A 21,281-nucleotide genomic window follows, 5' to 3' on the forward strand; every position below is an offset into this window, starting at 1 on the left:
ATATAAATGGCATTAACATCGCTAGAAGTTTTAGATACTGCTATAAAAATTGGATTTGGTAGTATTATCACTTTATTAGGTACATATATTGTTACCAAAATTAATCATAATCATGAATATAAGAAAGATAAAAACAATAGGTTTTTTAATTCTCTTGAAGAAATAAGTAAATTAATTGAAGAATGTACACATATATCATTAAAATATTGGGCATTAGTTAATGAATCAATTTCAAAAAAATCTAGTTTTAAACCTCATAGAGAAGAAGAATTATCAAAAGTTGAAATTGAACTTTTTCATAGCTTTAAAAATTTAACTGTTGCTGAATCTAAATTAATGTTACTAGGTTTAAAAGAAGAAGCAAGTTTATTAAGAGAGTATGGAATGACTTTATCTAAACTTAGAGGTAAATTTTTTAAAGGTAATGAAGATATTACGGTAGAAAATATGAGAGATATTAGGGAAGAAATTCTAAAAAAGAGAGAAACATTATTTTATAATTTATCAAAAATTTATAATGAAAATTAATTTTTTTCGTTCCCAAGCTCTAACTTGGGAACGCATAAATTAAATCTTCCCTACGACGAGCAACTAACATGAGAAATTCCAGCTATTCCAAAAAAATCTGAAGGTTTTTTAATATAATATTTCTCTTCTATTTCTTTTGTTTGTTCGTCGTATGGTTTTGTCATTATTTTTTGTAACTCTTTTGTTGGTTCATAGTTTCCATTTTGTGCTTCTTGGTATGCTTTAACTAGATGCCATTCTCTTAGAGTGTATTTTGGATTTGTGAGTTTCATTTGATTTGAAAGTTTTTGTTTAGACTCTTCATCATTTACATTTATTTGTGATTTCCATTTTTCTAACCAATTATTCCATCTTGATTTAATATTTTCATTTTGCAGATTTCCATAAAAACTTTTTTCAATGTTGTTAATATCATTTGGAATAGATGAGAGTTCTCTAAAAAATATAGTATAGTCAACTTTTGTTTCTATCATAAGATTTATAAGTTCTTCAAACAACTCAACATCAAACTTTTCGATTCCAAGTTTATTTGCCCACATATTTTCCATTTTTTCTTGCATAAATTTGCTAAAGTTATTTTCGATTTTTTCTAGTTCTTCTAAAACCTCAGGCTTCAAACTAAGTAATGGTTTTAAAGCACTACAAAAAGATTTAAAATTTTTTTGCGCAGCAACTGGCTGATTAAAAAATGAAAAGTGTATTCCTCCATTTGTCCAAGATTGATATTTAGGATCAAACATCTCGGTAAAGCCAAATGGACCATAATCAAGTGTAAAACCACCGGCTGCACAGTTATCACTGTTGAAGTTACCTTGACAAAATCCAACTCTTATCCAGTTAGCTATCAATGATGTAAGACGATTTTGAAACTCATTTACTAATAATATTATCTTTTTTTCTAAGTCTAAATCTTGGTTGATTACTTCACTATATTCTCTATTTATCAAATGTAAAACAATCATTTCTAGCTCTTTTAAAGCATTTTCATGTTCATTTTTTCTAGCCCGTCTGCCAAAAAGTTCAATTTGTCCAACTCTTATAAATGAAGGCGCAACTCTTGTAGTAATCGCAACATCTTCTTCAAGCATAACTTCTGGGTCTTTTGAATATGAATTATCTCTAAACCAAGGTCTTTGTACTTGCTCTTTTTTAGATGTAAATAGGGTCAAAGACCTTGATGTTGGAATGCCAAGTGCATGCATATGCTCTTGTGCTAAAAACTCTCTTACACTTGACCTTAAAACTGCCCTTCCATCTGCACCTCTACAATATGGTGTTTTACCTGCACCTTTTAGTTGAAATTCCCATCTTTTTCCATTTATTACTGCTTCCAAAATAGAAATTGCTCTACCATCTCCATAAGCATTTCCAGTTTGAAAAGGACATTGAGCGTAATATTCTGTACCATAAATAGATAGTGCATATCCTGTTGCCCAACCTTTATTTTGTGTAAGATTAGAAATATTAGACATATTGGCTGAAAACATTTTGATAAAATCATCTGAGTTTATAAGATTTTCATTAAAACCTAATTCTTCAAAAAAGGTTTCGCTATGTGAAATATATATTGGCTCTTTAATAGCAGTTGGACTTACTGGCACATAATGTCCAGAAAAAACCTCTCTTGAAAATTTATTTTCCCCATTAACTTTTGCGTCAGGATCACTATTTAGTGTATTTGTAAATGAGTAATCACCTAATTTCATAAGTTCTTCAAATGTTTCTATATTTTTGTTAGTATTTTTTTTCATTATTATATTTATCCATAGTTTTTATTTATCAAAATTTTAACATAACTACCTTTGATTCAAAACAAAGCAACTATTAACTAAAATACAAAAAAACCAATAAAAGCGATAATTATGGCAATAACTAGGCAAATAATATTTTTAGCAAAAAGAGATTGTATTGAAGAACTAAAAGCATTACTTAAATCGACTATTAAAGAATCTAAAGAAGAAGAGGGCTGTTTGATGTATGAAGTTTTTCAAACAAAAAATAATCCCGTAGAATTTATTGCAATTGATTCATGGAAAAGTGAAGAAGCGTTAAACAAACACTATGAAAGTGAACATTATGTACATTTTCTAAATAATTTCAAACAATATAATGCTCATATTGAACCTTTTGAATTAGAAATTTTATAAAAATCAAAAGACAAAATAATAATGAAAACCTCCTATCATCGTAGACGCAAAATAAAAATAAGAAGAATAGCATTAAGGGATTTGATTTTACGAGGTATTGAAAATCCAAAAGATTTAGCAAAAGAGTTAAAAGTTACTGAACCCACAATAAAAAGAGATTTAGAAGCTCTTGAAACCATGAGTGAAGAGGATTTTACTTTTGAGACTAGGCAAACTTCACAAGAAATACTTGATAAAAAAGATAGTATATTAAAAATGTTAGATGATGAGAAATATTATAATGAAAATGGCGATTTAAACATATCAAAAATAACAAAAGATTTAAAAACAAGTAGAGTAACAGTTATGTCCGTTTTAAATGGAGAATAATAAATCTATGATAAACTGCGTTGTTTGACTTTATAAAATACAAATTAATAGGATAACAAATGGCTAAAATAAATTACAATTATGAAAAACGAGCTCGAGAGCTAGAAAAAGAAAAAAAGAAAGAAGAAAAGCGTAAGAAAAAAGAAGCGTTAAATAATAATGATACTGAAATAGTAGAAGAGATAGCTACATCGGAAAAATAGTTAATGAATAGAACAATGAACGATTCAGAAAAATTGTTAGTACTGAATAAACCTAAGGGTTATTTAGTCACAAGATCTGATGACCTTGGGCGAAAAACTGTTTATAATCTTTTACCAGATTGGGTTTTTACTGATGGATGGATGCCTATTGGACGACTTGATTTAGAATCTAAAGGGCTTTTATTATTTACAAGAGATGGCAAAATAAACGATGCTTTAACAAAACCTGGAAATTGTATTAAAATATATGAAGTTTGGGTTAGAGGTTATGTAACAGATGAACATATTGCTGAGGCAAAAAAAGGCGTTGAAAGTATTCACGGAATACTGAAAGCAAAAGTGGAAAAAATAGGGAATGGCGGAGCAAAAACAAAACTAAAAGTTGAACTAGAAGAGGGTAAAAATCGTCATATTCGCAGACTCTTTGGCGCATTAAAAGACCCAAAATTTGGAACACCTTTAAAGGTCTTGGATTTGAATAGAGTTAGTATTGGCAGTTTTAAGCCCAATATAGAAATAGGTAAATGGCGTTATCTCTCATTGGAAGAAGAGAGAATGTTAATTAAAAATAAGTAGAGTAATACGATAGGAGCTTAAAATCAAAATAATAAATGTGATTTCTAATCAAGATAGAATAAATCTAATTCGAACTTTTTGTGATGATGATTTAGAAAATGAAGTTGAAAATGTTTTGAAAAATATTTTAGAAAATGGCTCTTATGAATTAAAGTTAATGATAAAACTTTTTGATTTAATGGATAATTCAAGTAGTGTTGATAGTGATTTACAGGCTTCTTATTCTATTGGTAATAGAACAATCGAAGTTATTAACACTTGTGAACAATTAGAAAAGGCAATGAATTCAATCCACTTATCTCCTTTTATAGGTTTTGATAGTGAACAAAAGCCAACCTTTAAAAAAGGTGAAGCAGATAATGGTGTTTGCCTGATTCAATTAGCTACAAAAGATAAGTGTTATCTTATTCAAACTAAACAAATCAAAAATCTAAAGCCACTTATAAACTTTTTGGAAGATGAAAAAATAATAAAAATTGGTACTGGACTAAAAGGCGATAGTATAGCACTTTTTAAACAATTTAATCTAAGACTAAAATCAACAATCGACCTTGAAAATGTATTCAAAAAACTATCATCAAAAAACCAAATAGGAGCAAAAAAAGCAGCTTCTATAATCTTAAATGAAAAATTACAAAAATCAAAAAATATGTCAAGATCAAATTGGGAAAATGAAGAGCTAACATCTGGACAACTCAAATACGCTTCCGAAGATGCAACTGTTGTATATGATGTAATGAACAAAATTTTAGAGGAATATCCATTTGTTATGAAAATGATGCCGATGTTTTTTCAGGTGCAGTATTCTCTGGAATAAAAAATATACTATAATTTAAATAGCTAATTATCAACCTAAAATAGTTTGAATTTTAAAGAACAAAATCTGTAAATTATAAAATAGGTATTAAAAAAAATGATGAATAAGAAATATCAATTATATTAAGGCTTTTATATATTTTCAGGTTTTATTGGGTGGGTTTTATTATCTATTTTATCTTTATCAAAAGTATGATAATTTTTGCACTCTTTTATAAAAGCGCTTTTTGGGCTTGAAGCATAGAAGAAATCTCTAAGTATCTTTAAATAATTAAACATTCTCATTCTAGTTAGCTATATGTATCAAAATAATATGGATATTATGCAAATTTTATTATAAATCTATTATCATCTTGATAAAATACAAAATCCATATTTAAAGGGAGAAAAATGAGTGATAATATTTCAAAAACAAAAATTAAGACTATTGGTAGTCATATAAAAAATAGTTCTTTATCACAAGATGATTTAAGCGTTTTCTCTGAGTGGAGATCTAGTCATGCGATTCTAACAAGAGAATTAGCAAAAACACTTAAGATTAAAAGAAAAAAAAAGAATGATAAACAGTTTATTATTTCAAGAAGACTAAAAAGACAACCTTCAATATTTGCAAAACTTACAAGATTTCCAAATATGCAATTAAATACAATGCAAGATATTGGTGGAGTTAGAATAATTTTAAAAAACCAAAAAGAAGTTTATACCTTATCAGATGAATTAAATATCCTGTGTGGCTCAAATAAAAAAGCAATGTTTGTACTAAAAAAACCAATCAATGATTATATACAAAAGCCAAAAGAAGATGGCTATCGATCAATTCATCATGTATATTCATATTCAGGTTCTAGTAAGAAAAAAGAGTTTTTGAAAGGCATGTTTATTGAACTACAAATAAGAACTCAAATACAACATATCTGGGCAACAACACTTGAGATATTTGATATTAAAAATGAATCTTCACTAAAAATTGGTGAAGGGAATCAAGAGCATAGAGAATTTTTTAAGCTATGCAGTCTTATTTTGTCTTTTATAGATAAAACAACAACAGAAATTGAAAAAACAAATTTTGTACTAGAAGAAGTGTATGATAAACTTGTTACTTTAAATAATAAATATAACATTTTAGGTTTATTAAGAGGACTAAATGTCTCAATTAATCATATTGACAAAAAAAATAAAAACGATTTTTTTATATTAGAACTTGACTACAGCACAAGTAAATTAAATATTACTATTCCAAATAGTGAAGAAGATGCAAAATATATTTATGCTGGACGAGAACAAGATATAAGATTAAGAAACGAATCAAAGGAAGTTGTTTTAGTTTCAGGAGAAAATATGAAAGCAATAGAAAAAGCTTATCCAAACTATTTTCTGGATGCTAAAAAATTTATAGCTTATATATCTGACTTCCTTAAAAAAGATGGAGTGATATGGAAAGCCATAAAAGGATAAGGAATAAAATTAACTATATTAAGATTTTTATTAAGTTATAGTAAAATAAAAAAATAGGGGTCAGGTCATGAATGGAGGCTTTTAACTAAAAAATTCTAGAAATACTATACTTAATCACTGACAATAAGGACAAGTATACTCTGTATTTTCAGGTTTTTCTGGGTGGGTTTTATTATCTATTTTATCTTTATCAAAAGTATGATAATTTTTGCACTCTTTCTCAAAAGCACTTTTTGGGCTTGAAGCATAGAAAAATTTAAATCTTTTATATTTACCAATCCAATTTTTAATTTCGTGATTTAAATCTGTATCAGAACGACCATAATTTTGAACTACAAAAAGTCCACTTTTACTTTCAAATCCTAAAGCAAAGTTACCAGCGGATATTTTTGTGATTTCATCATCTACACTTTTAGCTGTTAAGGCATAAGAACTTTTCATTCCAATAGATCTCTTCATTTATATTCCTTAGGTTGATTTTCTAAAATTAAATTTACTTAGCAGTATACTAAACTAATTCTAATTTAAAATAAAAGGACTATAATTCCACAACAAAAGCCTATATTCATAGGTTCAAGGACAGATTTAATGCCAGATACTACTCAAAATCTAATAGAACTCTCTACCCCAAAGCAAAATCACCAGCATTTCAAAATATTTAAGCCATATGGTTTTTTAAGTCAGTTTGTACCAGAAACAAGGAAGAAAAAAAAGTTATTAAGTGAGTTATTTCCATTCCCTGATAAGATTATGGCTATTGGCAGACTTGATCATGACTCTGAGGGATTATTATTACTCACAACTGACGGCATGAAAAGCTTTCAAGTAAGAGATAAAAGTATAGAAAAAGAGTATTACGCACAAGTTGATGGAGAGATTACACAAGATGCAATATCACAGCTTCAAAATGGTGTTAATATTAGTGTTAATGGGACTAACTATCTGACTCTTCCTTGTAAAGCATTTGTGCTTGAAAATGAGCCTAAGCTTCCAGCTCGTGGTCGTGATATTCGTGGTTCAAGTCATGGACCTACTAGCTGGATTTCTATTACGATTTGTGAGGGGAAAAACCGTCAGATAAGAAAAATGACGGCTGCTGTTGGTTTTGCCACCTTAAGACTGGTAAGAATCAGGATTGGTAATATTCATATTGATAACATGATTGCAGGTGAGGTTGTTACTCTAGCTAATTTTGATGATGCACTTAATCGCAGTTAAGTCAAATTTCATTAGAATACAAAAATATTTAAAGGATTTAAATGAAAAAAGAATTTGACAAGTTTAAACAATGGCTTACACTCAATTATAGTGATGGTTTATTAGATTTAAATCCACCTGCTACAAATGAAGAAATAGAAGAACTTAAAACTACACTTGGTGTTGAATTACCAGAGGATTTTATTAGCGTATTAAAAATACATAATGGTCAAAAAGGTGAAGCTGCTTGGCTTTTTGATTCTCAAGAGTTTTTATCAACGCACCGTATCATTGAAGAGTTTACTACTTGGAAAAAGCTGTTAAAAAGTGAACTTCATAACAAAGTCTCAACTCCTGATGATGGAGTTAAAAGTGATTGGTGGAATATTAACTGGATACCATTTACAAGTGATGGTTGTGGAGATCATTATTGTATTGATTTAAGCCCAACTCGAAAAGGAACAAAAGGTCAAATTATTACTTTATGGTATGAGTCAAGTGAGCGAGAAATCGTGGCTAAGAGTTTTTCTTTATGGTTTGAAGAATATGTTAATCTCTTATATTCAGGTGAGCTGGTTTACTCAAAAGAGTACAACTCTATCGTTTATAAAGATGAATTAGAATAAGGAAAAATTTTGAATGAAAATATAATTTATGCGTTTATTGCATTAGTAGTTTTTATAGCTTACAAAAAATATACTCAATACAAAGTATTAAAACTTGTTCCAACTTTGTTGAAGCAAGGTGGGCAAATCGTTGATGTTAGAAGTAAAACAGAATTTGCATATGCCCATAAAGATGGAAGTATCAACATTCCTTTAGATTTACTCAAAAATAGAATGAAAGAATTAGATAATACTAAGCCTATAATTCTTTGTTGTGCTAGTGGAAGTAGAAGTGGTTTGGCAAAGCGAACTTTGATAGCAAATGGATTTATAGATGTTCACAATGCAGGAACATGGCGTTCTCTTATAAAATAAAATAACAAGTATTGGTGATTTTAACACGATTGTAAATAGCTATGTGTTATTATTGCCACCATTTTAGATTTAGGAGATTTATGCGTTTTTTTATTATTGTTTTTTTCCCATTTATTTATCTTTTTGCTTCAAACACACCTTTTGATTTATATAAAAAAGAGACAAATCCAAACCAACATACACTTTTAATTATCGGCGGAATTCATGGTGATGAACCAGGAGGTTATTTTGCTCCTGCGATTTTAGAAAAATATTACAAAATTAAATCTGGTAATTTATGGATTATCCCAAATATAAATGCTGATAGTATTATGGCAAATAGTAGGGGAATTTATGGAGATATGAATCGAAAATTTAGCATTATTAATGAAAATGATAGTGATTTTATAACTATAAATAAAGTGAAAGATATTATTTTAGATAAAAAAGTAGATTTGATATTAAACTTACATGATGGACATGGTTTTTATAGAAATAAATATGAAAATGCTATTTTTAATCCAAATGCTTGGGGACAAGCTACTATTATTGACCAAGAAAAAATGAATGGACTTGAGAAGTTTGGGAATTTAGATGAAATTGCAACTAAAGTTACAAATACTTTGAATGAAGATAATTTATTTCAAAAATACCACTCTTTTGGTGTTAAAAATACTCAAACAAAATTTAAAGATGAGCAAATGCAACTATCTCTTACTTATTTTGCTGTTACGAATAACAAACCAGCTTTAGCCATAGAAACAAGTAAAAATATCACTGAATTAACATATAAAGTAATTTATCAATTAAAATCTATTGAAGAATTTATGAAAATCATGGATATAAAATTTGAGAGAGATTTTGATATAAATAACTACAAAGAGATAGAAAGTAGAATTTTTGATTTTGGAAAAGTAAAGATAAATGACAACATTACTTTAGAATTAAGTGATATTAAAAATAATATAAGATTTGTTCCTTTGAAAAAAGAAGATAATAAATTTGATTTTACTCATACTTTAGCAAGAGTAAAATATAACGATAATAAATATGAAATTTACATTGGAAATATAAAAATATCAGATTTATACCCTCAAATTTTTGATGTATCTAGTACAAATAATAAAATAAAAATTCTTGTTGATAATAAAGAAATAGAAACTTCTTTTGCTAGTCAAATAGATATTAAAAATGATTTTAAAATACTAAAAAGTGATTTTAGGGTTAATATTATTGGCTTTAGTAAAGATGGATTAGATAGTGAAGATAATATTTTGATTAAAAAAAGTGATATTCAAGAAAATTATTCAATTGATAATAATAAAACAAAATATAGAGCTGAATTTTATAAAGATGGTAAATTTTATGGAATGATAGTTTTAAATTTTTTAAAAGAGAATAAATAATTAAAAAGATAAAAAAGGAATTTTACTTCCCTTTTTTATCATCAAACTTCGGTGTACATTTCTTACTAATAATACATACTGGACAAAATCCAATGATTCCTAAAATAAGTGGAATTACTCCTAAATAAAACCATGGATTACTTAAAAGAAATCCTGTAATAATCAAAACTAATCCAAGAACTATTCTAAATGGTCTACAAAAACTTCTAATCTTATCAAATATATTCATAACAAAATCCTTTAATTAAAATGTGATTATTATATAACTAAACTTAATAATTAATTAATAAGTATTACTTATAAAAATAGATGATTATAATAATATTTAAATCTATTTTGCGTAAAAGAATTTACTAAAAATAATATTAAATTTTTTACTTTCTTCATCATCTTGAAGATTTAATTTTTCTATCATTTTAGGATTAACTGTGTAATATCCGAAAATTACTTCTACTTTATCACCTTTTTGTAATTTGACATCATAGTTAATAACTCTTCTTTCATTTGCTTTTAACATATTGTTTTCTATTTCACTATCAGCTATCCACGGCATTGTAGGTTTTCCATCTTTTCCTATAATTCTTGCAAAAGATTTTGTATCAAGAGTTATTGTTTTTGAATCTCTTAATATACTTACTTTTAATTGAGCCAGTCTTAAAGATTGTAAAAATAGATTATGAGCTGCTTCATTTTTTATAGATACTTCAAAGTTATTTGAATTTTCTTTTAAATCAATTTTTATATATTTTGCTAATAAATCTTGATTTTTAGAACCACTTGCAAATCCATGGAATCTATGTTCTTTTGTGATTTTTATTGAAGTTGCACTTCCTGAAATTTTTGGCATATGACAAGAAATACAGTTTGTTTCTTCATCTTTTGCTCCTTTTTCATCCATTCTACATAAATCAAAATTATTGTCATTTTGCATATGTGAGTGACATCCCATACACATCTTTCCTGTATAAAAGTTATCATTTGAATAATCTATTTTATGAAATGGAGAACCTGATTTTTCTTTCATCATTCCAAAGAATGAAACTTCATCTTTGAAGCTTTTATTTTTTTGATCTCTATTATTTTCATTTGCAGAATAAAAAACTTTTTTTTCTTCTGAAATTATATTTTTATTTGCTTTTGCGTGATTTTCAACATCTTTTATACTATGACAATAAACACAAGAAATCGCTTCTTGAGTTTGTACATTGTTGTTTTCAGGCATAGCTTTTTTATTTTCTTCAAGATTTTTTAAAAGTTCCAAATCCGTTGGTGTGTGACATGTTGCACAAGTGTAACTTTCTTTTTGTTTATCAGGATGTAAATCCCACATTGCTTTATGAACTTTATTTTCAAAAATAGAAGCTTTTCTATGTGATGAATCATAAAATTCACCATAAATTGTTGGATGGCATCCTTTACAAGTAGTACTGTCTATTAATTCACTTGCATAAATATTTAAAATTATAAATATTATTGATAATATAATTTTCATTTATTCCCCTTTTAAAATTGTTTTTGGAGTTTATTTAAAAAATAAAGTATATAAAATGATATGAATCAATTATAAGTTTGTATTATAATTTATTATTTCTTTTACCATTTACATAATAATCTTCATAAGATAATCTAGGTTCAATAACAATTGCACTGCTAGGACATAATTCTGCACATACTCCACAACCAACACAAGAAGAGTTTATTTTAGGTCTTTTTCCATTATTTGCACTATCATCTATCATTTCTATTGCTAAAATTGAGTTGGGAAAAGGACACATATCCGCACAAATAGTGCATTGTTTATCTTCATAGTTTTCAAGTTTTTCTAATACTTTATTTTCTAAATTATTTTTATGAGGATGTTCATAAATTTTATTTATATTTTTTCTTGATACTTTTTCTGTACTAATACCAATACATTTATTTGAATATTTAAATACAGCAACACCCATTTTAACATCTTCGGGTTTTTCAGCAAGATGATTAAGAGCACTTGTAGGACAAGCAAGAACACATGGAAGTGCAGTACATAAATAACAAGCTCTTTTTAAAGGTTCTATAAAAGGTGTTCCAACCCCTAAACCTTGTGTAATATCAGCTAATTCTATACTATGATATGGGCAAACTTGTTCACATTGCCCACATTTAATGCACAAAGCTAAAAAATCATTTTCATTTACAGCACCAGGCGGTCGAAGTAATAAATTGTCAGCTTTTAAATAAGGACTTAAAACCGCTCCACCAGCTGTTAGTAATCCTAAAATTCCTAAGGTTGAATATTGTATAAATTCTCTTCTATTTGTTGTTTTCATGATAAACCGTAAATTAAAATTTATTAATCTTACAATCTTTTAAAAAAAATAAAAATGCGATAAATCAAGATATATTGATTAATCCATCAAGTTTTGTTTCGAACAAATCATATATTTAGTATCTAAAAACTCGAATTCTAAATAATTTGCTTGAAGCACAAGCCTTTTTGCTTTTGTTATTTCTTCTCTTTTTTCTTGAGAAATTTTGTTGTTCAAAAAATCATTTGCAAAACTTTCACTTACTCCATAAAGTGGATCACCTACAATTTTGTGTCCAATAGAGTTTAAGTGAACTCTGATTTGATGTTGTCTTCCTGTTTGTGGAATAGCTTCTACTAAAGTTTGATTTTTTTCTTTATTGTAAGAAATAGGTTTAATAATAGTAGTTGATTCTTTCCCTTTTAAATCAGTTTTCATTTTTAGTTTTATTAAACCTGTATCATTTGTGATTGGTGAATTTATGATTAACTCTTCTTTTATTTCTCCATCAACTAAAGCTTGATATTTTTTTATATAGAGTTTTTCTTCAAACATGTTTTTTAAAATCATATCACTAAAGGCATTTTTAGAAACCAAAACTAAACCAGAAGTTTCAGCGTCAATTCGGTGAACTAAAGAGCCTTTTTCTCCAAATTGGTATTTGATTTCATCTAAAAGTGTGTAAATATTTAGTTGATGAGAAGAGGGATGAACCATAATTCCACTTGGTTTATCAAAAATAGCAAAATGAAAAGAGTCAAATATCGGTTTTAAACCTTTTGTAATCGCAATAAAAATAGTGATATAAATATATTCAGATTTTATAAGTTGATTTTTTTGTAGGCGAGTGTTATTTTCATCGGTGATTTTGCCTTTTTCTAAAAGAGATAAAAGTAGTTTAGAATCTATTAAAATATCTTGAGTTAAAAACTCTTCGATTTTTTTTCCTTTTATAGTTTTAAACTCTTTTTTTATGTACGGCAAAGGGATTCCTTATTTTTTGGAAGTATACAATATGTGTTCTTAACGAAGAAATATAAAAAAACTTAATATAATCGTCTCATGCAAAAAGATTTAATTACAAAAAATGGTTTCGAAAAAATAGTTGAAGAGTTCAAAACTTTATTAAAACAAAAAACTTTCTGGGTAAAAGAGAAAGAAATAGCAGCACAACTAGGCGATAGAAGTGAAAATGCTGAATATATAGCTGCTAAAGAGCAAATAAGAAACACAGATAAACGACTTCGTTTTTTAGACAGAATTATAAATAACAGTGAAGTAATAGATATTTCACTGATTCCTCATAATAGAGTGAATTTTGGCTCACAAGTTACTATAAAAGATTTAAATACAAATGAAAACAAAACTTTTATTATTTTAGGAACTCACGAAACAAATCCAAATGAAAATAAAATATCAAACAAATCACCATTTGGAAAAGCTTTAATTGGTAAAAATATAGATGAAGAGTTTGAGTTTAATATAAATGACAATTTTTATGAGTATCAAATAATTTCAATAAAAGAGTACGATTTTGAATAAAATAAATATAGAAAAATTAAAAGAGATAATTTTAGAAAATCTAAAAGATAAAAGCCCTGAAATGAAAAGAGTTTTTCACGGACGAGGAAACTTTTATGATGATTATAATTATTTAGTAATAGATAGTTTAAATGATATTTTATTAGCAACTTTATTTCAAGAAATACCACAAGATATAGAAAAACAAATAATAAATGTACTTGAAGAAGTATATAAAAAAAAGCAATTTAAAACTTTGATTTTACAAAGAAGATATAAAAAAGACAATTTAAATGAAGTTTTAAAAGGAATTGTTCCAAAAGATTCAATAGCAATTGAAAATGGATTAAAATATAAAATAAACTTTTCAAATCAAAATATTGGAATATTTGCTGATATGAAAGCAGGACGAGAATATATCCAGTCTATTTGTAAAGATAAAAATATCTTAAATCTTTTTTCATATACATGTGCTTTTTCTGTGGTAGCAATTAGTGCAAAAGCTTCAAAAGTAGTAAATGTAGATATGGCAAAAGGTGCTTTAACAACAGGTCGTGAGAATCATCACCTAAATAATCTTGATACAAAAAAAGTAAAGTTTATGCCCTATGATATTTTAAAATCGTGGAGTAGAATCAAAAAAGAAGGTCCTTATGATATTATCATTATTGATCCACCAACTTTGCAAAAAGGAAGTTTTGAAGCTACAAAGGATTATGAAAAAATTATAAAAAGACTTGAACAACTAGCAAATGAAAAGTGTATAGTTTTATCTTGTTTAAATGCACCAGAAATACCAAGTGTGTTTATAAAAGATATTTTCAAAGAGTTCGCTAGTGATTTTGTATTTGAAAAAAGATTGGAAAATCCAGAAACTTTTGTGGTAATTGATGATGAGAAAGCTCTAAAAAATCTTATCTTTAAAAGAGATTGAAAAATATCTTAGATATACTCCCAAACTCAAAAAAATCAATCAATAGGATTCTTTAATGGAAAATAAAAACGGCGTTGTTCAAAGATATATAAATGGCAATTTGGTAATTCAAATATTAGTAGGAATAGTATTAGGAGTTATAGTTGCTATGATTTCCAAAGAATTAGCAATGTCTTTTTCTATATTAGGAACTCTTTTTATTAAAGCATTAAAAGCAATCGCTCCTGTTTTGGTTTTAGTTTTGGTTGCAACTGCAATTATGAAAAAAGAAGTTGGAGTTGAAACAGGAATGAAACCAATTTTGACTTTGTATTTTATTGGTACATTTTTATCAGCATTAGTTGCTGTGGTTGTTAGTTTTATATTTCCAACAACTCTTGTTTTATTAGAAGTATCAACGGAGCAATTATCACATCCTGGAAGTATTATTGAAGTATTAAAAACAGTATTATTTAATATTGTTGATAATCCAGTAAATGCTCTTCAATCAGGGAACTTTATAGGTATTTTAGCATGGGCGATTGCTCTTGGTTTTGCTATGCATTACAGCTCAAATGAAACAAAAAAAGTATTTGAAGATGTATCTCATGGTGTTACAAAAATAGTTAAATTTATAATAAAATTAGCTCCTTTTGGTATTTTTGGACTTGTTGCTGAAACTTTTGCACAAACTGGTTTTACAGCATTGTTAGGATATTCACAACTTCTTCTTGTGTTAGTTGGAACGATGTTATTTGTGGCTTTTGTTATAAATCCAATTATCGTTTATATAAAAATCAAATCAAATCCATTTCCTTTGGTTTTAACATGTATAAAAGAGAGTGGAATAACTGCATTTTTTACAAGAAGTAGTGCTGCAAATATTCCTGTAAATTTAAATTTATGTAAAAAACTTAATTTAAATGAAGATACATATTCTATATCAATTCCATTGGGTGCAACTATTAATATGGCAGGAGCTGCTGTTACAATTACTGTTTTAACACTTGCAACGGTTCATACTTTAGGTATTCCTATTGATATTGGAACGGCATTATTATTAAGTGTTATTGCATCTATTGCTGCTTGTGGAGTTTCTGGCGTTGCTGGTGGTTCTTTACTTTTGATTCCACTTGCTTGTTCTTTATTTGGTATTTCAAATGATATTGCTCTTCAAGTTGTGGCTATTGGTTTTGTAATTAGTGTTGTTCAAGATTCTATGGAAACAGCACTTAACTCTTCAACGGATGTAATTTTTACAGCTGCTTGTCATAAATAGGAATTATTAATGGTGAAAAAAAATAGATGGCTTATGGCATTAAGTGCTGTAGGTGTTCATATTTGTATTGGTTCTGTGTATGCATGGAGTGTGTATGTAAAACCAATCCAAGAACAAATGTCGTGGAATTTAACAGATGTTACGATTGCTTTTAGTATTGCGATTTTCTTTTTGGGATTAAGTGCTGCACTTATGGGAAAATTCGTAGAAAAAAATGGTCCAAGAGTTTCAGCAATAATTGCAGCATTTTTATTTGGTTTAGGAACTATGGGTTCAGGACTTGCCATTATGATGGAATCAAAAATGCTTTTATACTTCTTTTATGGAGTAATGGGCGGTTGTGGTTTAGGAATAGGGTATATTTCACCTGTTTCAACGCTAGTAAAATGGTTTCCTGATAAAAGAGGAATGGCAACAGGACTAGCTATCATGGGATTTGGATTTGCATCTGCTATTTGGGGTCCAACTATTAAAATTTTAATAGGAAGTGTTGGAATTTCTGGAACATTTTTTATTTTAGGTGCTGTTTATTTTGTAGTAATGTTTGCATCTGCTCTTTATCTTGAAAAACCACATGATGAATATTTACCAAAGAAATTTGAGCAAAAAATCAAAGAGGGTAAAAAGAAAATCAAAGAAGATTTAGCACAATTAGGTCTAAACGAAGCTGTAAAAACTCCAAGATTTTACGGTCTTTGGATTATGCTATTTATAAATGTAACTTGTGGAATTGCTATTATTGGAGTTGCATCGCCTTTACTTCAAGAAGTTTTAGGTATCTCAGCAATAGCAGCAGCTGCGGCTGTTGGTTTAATGGGGATTTTTAATGGAGCCGGAAGACTTTTATGGGCATCTTTGAGTGATTATTTAACAAGACCGATTGTTTATGTTATATTTTTTGCAACTCAAATAATCGCTTTTTATATGTTACCGTCAATTAAAGAAATAGTTGTATTTCAAGTGGTTCTATATTTTATTATGACTTGTTATGGAGGAGGATTTGCTTCAATTCCTGCATATATAGGAGATATTTTTGGAACAAAAGAACTTGGTGCGATTCATGGTTATATTCTAACCGCATGGGCGGCTGCTGGACTTGTTGGACCACTTATTATTTCTATGGTAAAAGATGCGACTGGTTCATACTCACAAACACTTTATGTATTCGCAGGATTTTTTATAATCGCATTAATTGTTTCAATTTTAATGATTGTAAATATCAAATCTATCAAAAAGAAAAAACTAAAACATCATCACTAAATAAAAGAGTAGGAAACTACTTTTTTATTTGACTTTTCATCAAATTTCTATTATGATTTTAACTTGTCCAATGATTGGATGAATTTGAAATATAAATAAATATTAGGAATTATAATGGAAATTAAAAAACCAATAAAACAATCTCTTCCAAAACAAATATCAATACAAATAGAAAAAGCAATCAAAGATGGTATTTTTAAAGTAGGGGAGAAAATCCCATCAGAACCTGAATTAGTAAAGAGTTTTGAAGTAAGCAGAAATACTATAAGAGAAGCAATACAATCTTTGATACAAGCTGGAGTTTTAGAATCACGACAAGGAAATGGAACTTATGTTCTTACAAATGATAGATTTGAAGCAAATATTTTAACTCGTTTAAGTTCTTCAAAAATTTCAGAAGTACATGAAGTAAGGATTTCTTTAGAAAAAGAGATAGTAAAACTAGCAGCTTTGAGAAGAACACAAGAGGATTTGATAAATATCAAAAAAGCATTAGATAAAAAAAATTCTATAAAAGATAATATCCAAGAAAATAGTAAAGCAGATTTTGAATTTCACTTATGTATCGCAAAAGCTTGTCATAATTCTATTTTTTACGATTTATATAAATCAATCTCACAATATATTTGTACTTCAATTCAAGAACGATTAGAATTAACTTTTATGGAAGAAGAGAATATCTCTGCTTTGCATACAGATTTATACGAAGCAATTTTTTCTCAAGATACAAAAAAAGCGCAAGAGATTATAAATAAAATCTTGGAAATCTAATGAAAACTAAATCTACAAAAATAAACACACAATTATTGGTAGTTTTTTTAGGAATCATTTTTGTCTCATTTAATCTAAGAGCGCCTATTACATCTGTGGGACCAGTTATTGATTTAATCCAAGAGCAATATAAACTAAATAGTAGTATGGCTGGATTTATTACAACTTTGCCATTGTTAGCATTTGCTATATTTTCACCAATTGTTGCAAAAATAAATCACAAATTTGGACATGGCAAAACTATGTTTGCAGGACTCATACTAATAATCTTAGGATTGATACTTCGTTCTTATCTGCAAGTTTTTGGCTTATTTGCTGGAACCATTTTTACAGGAATAGGAATTGCAATAGGAAATGTATTAATTCCAAGTGTAATCAAACACAAATTCAAAAAAAATGCTGGAAGTGTAATAAGTATTTATATCACAAGTATGTGTATCTTTGCAGCTATTGGCTCAGGAGTGAGTATTCCTATTACAAATATGTATGATTGGAATACCTCTTTAGCGATATGGGTAGTTTTAGCTTTTATTGCTTTATTGGTATGGCTTCCACAACTTAAAAAATCGCAAAATTATAATAATAGTGATGATATAAAAACTCAAGAACAAATGATTAGGAAATCAATATGGAAATCATCCCTTGCTTGGTGGGTAACTTTGTATATGGGAACACAATCTTTGATTTTTTATACTTTGATTGCGTGGATGCCTTCGATTTTGATTTTCAAAGGTTTTGATAGTCACTTTGCTGGAATGATGTTATTGGTATTTCAGTTAGTTGGATTACCTGCTACTTTAATGATTCCAATAATTGCAGGAAAAATGAAAAATCAAAGATTAATCGCAACTTTAATTTCACTCATATATCTAATAGGAATGATAATATTCTTATATGCACAAACATCATTTGTTATTATAGTTTCGATGATATTTTTGGGTCTTGGAATGGGTGGAGCAATTAGTTTAGCAATAGGATTTATAACACAAAGAACACCACATGCAAAAAAAGCAGCAGAACTTTCAGGAATGTCACAATCAGCTGGATATTTTCTTGCAGCTTTTGGACCCTTGGTGCTTGGTTTTATTTATGATGTATCAAAATCATGGACAACTGCATTAATAGTATTAATAATAGCAATAGGATTATTAACTATATTTGGTTTAAAAGCAGGAAAAGATGAACTTACTTATCATTAATAAATTAATTTTAGCTATTTGCGGGTTTTTTTATAGTAGCATCAATTTTCAAATACCAATTAATAGAAAGAAATAATAAAATGCAAAATAATGAAATTACAAAAGAAAATATAAATCAATTAGTAGTAACTTTTTATACAAAAGTTTTAAAAAATGAAAAAATATCTCCTTTTTTTATAGAAAAATTAGGAAGTGATATGAAATCAGAAATTTGGCAAAAACATATAAAAATACTTACAGATTTTTGGTACACAATATCTTTTGGGCATGGAGATTATAATGGCTCTCCATTTGCGCCACATATGCAAATATCAGGTTTAGATAGAGAATCATTTGAAACATGGATAAAACTGTTTTTTGAAACATTAGATAAGTTGTATACTGAAAATATAGCTGCAAAATTTAAAGAAAGAGCTTCTATAATAGCAAGTAATTTTATGAGAAATTTAAGAATCTAAGAAAACAAAACTACACAGATATAAACAAGTTTTTTTGTTTATATCTGTCTTATATCCATATAAGAACCTGTTTCAAACTCATGGATTCTATTTATAAAAGCATCAATTTTTATAGCAGTTTCAAAAGCAGTTTGAACAAGACCTTCATTTAATTTTTTTGCTGAGGTAAAAATATTTTCATCCAATTCAAATCTTATATAATCAGTCATTGGAGTTTTTATAACTCCAGGAGCTAGAGCTATTATTTTTGTATTAAACATCTCATTTGAGTATAAATTTACAAGCATATTAACTCCAGCTTTTGACAAAGAGTACGAACCCCAACCTTTGTAGCCAGTTTTTGAAGCACCTGATGAGATAATAAATATATTTTTAACATCAATTTGCATTAAAATATCAAGGAGTTCTTTGTTTGCGTAGACATTTAGATTATATACTTCTTGCATTTCTTCTATACTAAGCTCTTGTAATATTTTGATTTTTCCTAACATTCCAGCGTTTAAAAATACTAAATCCAGATTTTTTATCTCTTTTAGAATAGTTGTTAAAGAGGTTTTTATATCTGATATTTTAGATAAATCAAAACTAATATGTATGAAGTTTTGGTTTTGTATTTCAGGTTTATTTCTACTTATTCCATAAACTTTAAAACCTTTTTGCAAATAATAATTTGTAAGAGCAAGTCCCAAACCTGAGCTGCAACCAGTGATTAAAATATTTTTTTGCATTAGTTTCTTCTTATATTAAATATTGATTTCACAAAAGAATAAAGTAAAAATAAAAAGATAATAGGCAAAAATATAGTTTGAAATATAAATACAATAATCAAATCAATAATATATTGACTCGAATTATCAACAGCATCTTTGTATTCATTAACCTTTTTTTCATAATAACTGCTATCAAATTTCTCTAAAACTTTATTGAAAAATGAACTATCTTGTTTTTGAGTTATTGTCTCTTGATTTATTTTACTAACATTATCTTTCACCTCTAAAATATCTTTATTTAACTCCTCTATATTGTATTGTGGTTTTACAAAATAGTTGTAAGAAACTTCGTTTACATAAGCCATCATTGGAATTGCAAATCTTAAAAATAAAAGTATAAAAGTGATTTTAAAAAACAGATTTCTTAGTTTTTCATCATTTGAAAAGCGTTTAAAAAGCCAAAAATTAAAGATAATAATAGAAGTAAATAATAAATAATTATAAATATCAGTTGTTACAAAATTAAGTAAAATCTTCTGAATTCCAAGTGAAACCATACTAGCTAACATCACCAAAGAAAATTGCTCAACCAAATCGTTTATAGGGTCAAGTATTTCGCCAACAGCAACTGTTACAAAAGGCAAATTAATTTGCGTTCCTTGTGCCAGTGAAATCACAGCATTCAAAGCTTTTGCACTTCCAAAAACAATAACAGATTGTTTAAATGATTCATCAACAAGTTTTTTAGCATTATCATCAATAGTAAAAGATAAAGCTAAACAAAGGGCAAGTAGGGTAAAAATAACTAATAAAAGTTTGTTCCAGTTTTTTATAATAAATGTTTTCATAGATTCATTATAGCAGATTATTTTTGATAGGTTTTTACATAAATTTCAAATTAAGTTATACTAAACAAAAAGGATTTCTCCATGGAAATATTAACTTTTTTGATTTATCTTGTGATGTTTGTAATAGCATTTGTTTTAAGTTTTGCAAGTGTGAAATATTTTATAACAATGTGGAAATTTAAAAATAGAAAAAAAGATGGAAGTGAAGATGATGAGTTTGAGAAGTTTGATTAGATTGAGTGATATTTAGTGGGATCGTTCAAAATTTTGTGTCAAACAGGTAAAATAAACAATACCAAAGGACACAAAGATGAAGATAGAAATAGATGTAGAGCAATTTGCTCGTGATATAAAAGCTGGTAAAAGTATCGGTGGAGC

28 protein-coding genes are annotated in these 21,281 nt (G+C 27.6%); 19 read left to right on the top strand and 9 right to left on the bottom strand.

Annotated elements, in window-relative coordinates; all coding sequences use genetic code 11:
* The first annotated feature begins 6 nt into the window (after positions 1-6).
* On the top strand, positions 7-528 hold the full coding sequence (locus tag B0174_RS08830) for a hypothetical protein (protein WP_108559799.1): 522 nt from the start codon (positions 7-9) through the stop codon (positions 526-528).
* Positions 529-578: 50 nt separating this feature from the next.
* Here the strand turns inward: B0174_RS08830 and B0174_RS08835 are convergent, their stop codons facing one another.
* Complete coding sequence (locus tag B0174_RS08835) at positions 579-2,279, bottom strand: protein adenylyltransferase SelO family protein (RefSeq protein ID WP_228156439.1); 1,701 nt, start codon at positions 2,277-2,279, stop codon at positions 579-581.
* Between the two features lie 111 nt (positions 2,280-2,390).
* On the opposite strand from B0174_RS08835, the gene B0174_RS08840 reads away from it, so the two are divergent.
* The 5 genes from B0174_RS08840 (at position 2,391) to B0174_RS08855 (ending at position 4,640) form a co-directional block, all read left to right on the top strand.
* Positions 2,391-2,675, top strand: coding sequence for a putative quinol monooxygenase (locus B0174_RS08840; RefSeq protein WP_108559803.1), 285 nt, complete (start codon positions 2,391-2,393; stop codon positions 2,673-2,675).
* A gap of 81 nt (positions 2,676-2,756) precedes the next feature.
* Complete coding sequence (locus B0174_RS08845; RefSeq protein WP_228156440.1) at positions 2,757-3,044, top strand: hypothetical protein; 288 nt, start codon at positions 2,757-2,759, stop codon at positions 3,042-3,044.
* Positions 3,045-3,103: 59 nt separating this feature from the next.
* The gene (locus B0174_RS12190) at positions 3,104-3,247 is read left to right on the top strand and encodes a hypothetical protein (RefSeq protein ID WP_165790407.1); all 144 of its coding nucleotides are present in this window, start codon (positions 3,104-3,106) and stop codon (positions 3,245-3,247) included.
* Between the two features lie 33 nt (positions 3,248-3,280).
* A complete protein-coding gene (locus B0174_RS08850) occupies positions 3,281-3,823 on the top strand; it encodes a pseudouridine synthase (protein WP_228156441.1) in 543 nt (180 codons plus the stop codon).
* A 37-nt stretch (positions 3,824-3,860) separates the two neighbouring features.
* Positions 3,861-4,640 carry a 3'-5' exonuclease gene (locus B0174_RS08855; RefSeq protein WP_108559809.1) on the top strand — a complete coding sequence of 260 codons (780 nt, stop codon included), beginning with the start codon at positions 3,861-3,863 and terminating at the stop codon, positions 4,638-4,640.
* Positions 4,641-4,771: 131 nt separating this feature from the next.
* Here the strand turns inward: B0174_RS08855 and B0174_RS12195 are convergent, their stop codons facing one another.
* Positions 4,772-4,918, bottom strand: coding sequence for a hypothetical protein (locus B0174_RS12195; protein ID WP_165790408.1), 147 nt, complete (start codon positions 4,916-4,918; stop codon positions 4,772-4,774).
* A gap of 111 nt (positions 4,919-5,029) precedes the next feature.
* Between B0174_RS12195 and B0174_RS08860 the strand changes: the two genes are divergently transcribed.
* On the top strand, positions 5,030-6,094 hold the full coding sequence (locus B0174_RS08860) for a RelA/SpoT domain-containing protein (protein ID WP_108559811.1): 1,065 nt from the start codon (positions 5,030-5,032) through the stop codon (positions 6,092-6,094).
* Positions 6,095-6,208: 114 nt separating this feature from the next.
* Here B0174_RS08860 and B0174_RS08865 read toward each other — a convergent pair whose 3' ends face one another.
* Positions 6,209-6,553, bottom strand: coding sequence for a hypothetical protein (locus B0174_RS08865; RefSeq protein ID WP_108559813.1), 345 nt, complete (start codon positions 6,551-6,553; stop codon positions 6,209-6,211).
* Between the two features lie 129 nt (positions 6,554-6,682).
* Between B0174_RS08865 and B0174_RS08870 the strand changes: the two genes are divergently transcribed.
* The 4 genes from B0174_RS08870 (at position 6,683) to B0174_RS08885 (ending at position 9,656) form a co-directional block, all read left to right on the top strand.
* The gene (locus B0174_RS08870) at positions 6,683-7,312 is read left to right on the top strand and encodes a pseudouridine synthase (RefSeq protein ID WP_108559816.1); all 630 of its coding nucleotides are present in this window, start codon (positions 6,683-6,685) and stop codon (positions 7,310-7,312) included.
* 41 nt (positions 7,313-7,353) lie between these two features.
* Complete coding sequence (locus tag B0174_RS08875) at positions 7,354-7,917, top strand: SMI1/KNR4 family protein (RefSeq protein ID WP_108559818.1); 564 nt, start codon at positions 7,354-7,356, stop codon at positions 7,915-7,917.
* Between the two features lie 9 nt (positions 7,918-7,926).
* Positions 7,927-8,271: a rhodanese-like domain-containing protein gene (locus B0174_RS08880; protein ID WP_205663516.1), complete on the top strand. Its 345-nt coding sequence runs from the start codon at positions 7,927-7,929 to the stop codon at positions 8,269-8,271.
* 80 nt (positions 8,272-8,351) lie between these two features.
* Entirely contained in the window at positions 8,352-9,656 is a 1,305-nt protein-coding gene (locus tag B0174_RS08885) for a M99 family carboxypeptidase catalytic domain-containing protein (RefSeq protein ID WP_108559820.1), read from the top strand.
* A 22-nt stretch (positions 9,657-9,678) separates the two neighbouring features.
* Here B0174_RS08885 and B0174_RS08890 read toward each other — a convergent pair whose 3' ends face one another.
* The 4 genes from B0174_RS08890 to B0174_RS08905 form a co-directional block, all read right to left on the bottom strand.
* Entirely contained in the window at positions 9,679-9,885 is a 207-nt protein-coding gene (locus B0174_RS08890; protein WP_108559823.1) for a YgaP family membrane protein, read from the bottom strand.
* Positions 9,886-9,987: 102 nt separating this feature from the next.
* Positions 9,988-11,148 (bottom strand): multiheme c-type cytochrome, encoded by a 1,161-nt coding sequence (locus B0174_RS08895; protein ID WP_108559825.1) that lies wholly within the window; start codon positions 11,146-11,148, stop codon positions 9,988-9,990.
* 82 nt (positions 11,149-11,230) lie between these two features.
* A complete protein-coding gene (locus B0174_RS08900) occupies positions 11,231-11,965 on the bottom strand; it encodes a 4Fe-4S dicluster domain-containing protein (RefSeq protein WP_108559827.1) in 735 nt (244 codons plus the stop codon).
* 78 nt (positions 11,966-12,043) lie between these two features.
* Complete coding sequence (locus B0174_RS08905) at positions 12,044-12,928, bottom strand: RluA family pseudouridine synthase (RefSeq protein WP_108559829.1); 885 nt, start codon at positions 12,926-12,928, stop codon at positions 12,044-12,046.
* Between the two features lie 78 nt (positions 12,929-13,006).
* Here B0174_RS08905 and B0174_RS08910 point away from each other — a divergent pair, with 78 nt between their 5' ends.
* From B0174_RS08910 to B0174_RS08940, 7 genes are all read left to right on the top strand, one after another.
* Positions 13,007-13,486 carry a GreA/GreB family elongation factor gene (locus B0174_RS08910; protein WP_108559831.1) on the top strand — a complete coding sequence of 160 codons (480 nt, stop codon included), beginning with the start codon at positions 13,007-13,009 and terminating at the stop codon, positions 13,484-13,486.
* A 1-nt stretch (position 13,487) separates the two neighbouring features.
* A complete protein-coding gene (locus B0174_RS08915) occupies positions 13,488-14,399 on the top strand; it encodes a class I SAM-dependent methyltransferase (RefSeq protein WP_108559856.1) in 912 nt (303 codons plus the stop codon).
* Positions 14,400-14,454: 55 nt separating this feature from the next.
* On the top strand, positions 14,455-15,657 hold the full coding sequence (gene sstT, locus B0174_RS08920; protein ID WP_108559833.1) for a serine/threonine transporter SstT: 1,203 nt from the start codon (positions 14,455-14,457) through the stop codon (positions 15,655-15,657).
* Between the two features lie 9 nt (positions 15,658-15,666).
* Positions 15,667-16,917 carry an L-lactate MFS transporter gene (locus B0174_RS08925; RefSeq protein WP_108559835.1) on the top strand — a complete coding sequence of 417 codons (1,251 nt, stop codon included), beginning with the start codon at positions 15,667-15,669 and terminating at the stop codon, positions 16,915-16,917.
* Positions 16,918-17,031: 114 nt separating this feature from the next.
* Positions 17,032-17,688 carry a FadR/GntR family transcriptional regulator gene (locus tag B0174_RS08930; RefSeq protein ID WP_108559837.1) on the top strand — a complete coding sequence of 219 codons (657 nt, stop codon included), beginning with the start codon at positions 17,032-17,034 and terminating at the stop codon, positions 17,686-17,688.
* A complete protein-coding gene (locus tag B0174_RS08935; RefSeq protein ID WP_108559839.1) occupies positions 17,688-18,887 on the top strand; it encodes a CynX/NimT family MFS transporter in 1,200 nt (399 codons plus the stop codon). The genes B0174_RS08930 and B0174_RS08935 overlap by 1 nt, the downstream gene beginning before the upstream one ends.
* Positions 18,888-18,967: 80 nt before the next feature.
* Positions 18,968-19,345, top strand: coding sequence for a group III truncated hemoglobin (locus tag B0174_RS08940; RefSeq protein ID WP_108559841.1), 378 nt, complete (start codon positions 18,968-18,970; stop codon positions 19,343-19,345).
* Between the two features lie 38 nt (positions 19,346-19,383).
* Here the strand turns inward: B0174_RS08940 and B0174_RS08945 are convergent, their stop codons facing one another.
* Positions 19,384-20,073 (bottom strand): SDR family NAD(P)-dependent oxidoreductase, encoded by a 690-nt coding sequence (locus B0174_RS08945; RefSeq protein WP_108559843.1) that lies wholly within the window; start codon positions 20,071-20,073, stop codon positions 19,384-19,386.
* Entirely contained in the window at positions 20,073-20,903 is an 831-nt protein-coding gene (locus B0174_RS08950) for a hypothetical protein (RefSeq protein ID WP_108559845.1), read from the bottom strand. The genes B0174_RS08945 and B0174_RS08950 overlap by 1 nt, the downstream gene beginning before the upstream one ends.
* A gap of 81 nt (positions 20,904-20,984) precedes the next feature.
* Here B0174_RS08950 and B0174_RS12200 point away from each other — a divergent pair, with 81 nt between their 5' ends.
* Positions 20,985-21,137 (top strand): hypothetical protein, encoded by a 153-nt coding sequence (locus B0174_RS12200; RefSeq protein WP_165790409.1) that lies wholly within the window; start codon positions 20,985-20,987, stop codon positions 21,135-21,137.
* Positions 21,138-21,281: the final 144 nt, after the last annotated feature.

The organism is Arcobacter caeni (assembly GCF_003063245.1).
Taxonomy (GTDB): Bacteria; Campylobacterota; Campylobacteria; order Campylobacterales; family Arcobacteraceae; genus Aliarcobacter; species Aliarcobacter caeni.

Excerpts from the sequence above, each read along its gene's own strand:
- B0174_RS08945 (WP_108559843.1), bottom strand. The coding sequence starts at position 20,073 with ATGCAAAAAAATATTTTAATCACTGGTTGCAGCTCAGGTTTGGGACTT.
- B0174_RS08895 (WP_108559825.1), bottom strand. The coding sequence starts at position 11,148 with ATGAAAATTATATTATCAATAATATTTATAATTTTAAATATTTATGCA.
- B0174_RS08890 (WP_108559823.1), bottom strand. The coding sequence starts at position 9,885 with ATGAATATATTTGATAAGATTAGAAGTTTTTGTAGACCATTTAGAATA.
- B0174_RS08840 (WP_108559803.1), top strand. The coding sequence starts at position 2,391 with ATGGCAATAACTAGGCAAATAATATTTTTAGCAAAAAGAGATTGTATT.
- B0174_RS12190 (WP_165790407.1), top strand. The coding sequence starts at position 3,104 with ATGGCTAAAATAAATTACAATTATGAAAAACGAGCTCGAGAGCTAGAA.
- B0174_RS08875 (WP_108559818.1), top strand. The coding sequence starts at position 7,354 with ATGAAAAAAGAATTTGACAAGTTTAAACAATGGCTTACACTCAATTAT.
- B0174_RS08865 (WP_108559813.1), bottom strand. The coding sequence starts at position 6,553 with ATGAAGAGATCTATTGGAATGAAAAGTTCTTATGCCTTAACAGCTAAA.
- B0174_RS08940 (WP_108559841.1), top strand. The coding sequence starts at position 18,968 with ATGCAAAATAATGAAATTACAAAAGAAAATATAAATCAATTAGTAGTA.
- B0174_RS08910 (WP_108559831.1), top strand. The coding sequence starts at position 13,007 with ATGCAAAAAGATTTAATTACAAAAAATGGTTTCGAAAAAATAGTTGAA.
- B0174_RS08900 (WP_108559827.1), bottom strand. The coding sequence starts at position 11,965 with ATGAAAACAACAAATAGAAGAGAATTTATACAATATTCAACCTTAGGA.
- B0174_RS08860 (WP_108559811.1), top strand. The coding sequence starts at position 5,030 with ATGAGTGATAATATTTCAAAAACAAAAATTAAGACTATTGGTAGTCAT.
- B0174_RS08925 (WP_108559835.1), top strand. The coding sequence starts at position 15,667 with ATGGTGAAAAAAAATAGATGGCTTATGGCATTAAGTGCTGTAGGTGTT.
- B0174_RS08870 (WP_108559816.1), top strand. The coding sequence starts at position 6,683 with ATGCCAGATACTACTCAAAATCTAATAGAACTCTCTACCCCAAAGCAA.
- B0174_RS08950 (WP_108559845.1), bottom strand. The coding sequence starts at position 20,903 with ATGAAAACATTTATTATAAAAAACTGGAACAAACTTTTATTAGTTATT.
- B0174_RS08930 (WP_108559837.1), top strand. The coding sequence starts at position 17,032 with ATGGAAATTAAAAAACCAATAAAACAATCTCTTCCAAAACAAATATCA.
- B0174_RS12195 (WP_165790408.1), bottom strand. The coding sequence starts at position 4,918 with ATGTTTAATTATTTAAAGATACTTAGAGATTTCTTCTATGCTTCAAGC.
- B0174_RS08885 (WP_108559820.1), top strand. The coding sequence starts at position 8,352 with ATGCGTTTTTTTATTATTGTTTTTTTCCCATTTATTTATCTTTTTGCT.
- sstT (WP_108559833.1), top strand. The coding sequence starts at position 14,455 with ATGGAAAATAAAAACGGCGTTGTTCAAAGATATATAAATGGCAATTTG.
- B0174_RS08835 (WP_228156439.1), bottom strand. The coding sequence starts at position 2,279 with ATGAAAAAAAATACTAACAAAAATATAGAAACATTTGAAGAACTTATG.
- B0174_RS08935 (WP_108559839.1), top strand. The coding sequence starts at position 17,688 with ATGAAAACTAAATCTACAAAAATAAACACACAATTATTGGTAGTTTTT.
- B0174_RS08830 (WP_108559799.1), top strand. The coding sequence starts at position 7 with ATGGCATTAACATCGCTAGAAGTTTTAGATACTGCTATAAAAATTGGA.
- B0174_RS12200 (WP_165790409.1), top strand. The coding sequence starts at position 20,985 with ATGGAAATATTAACTTTTTTGATTTATCTTGTGATGTTTGTAATAGCA.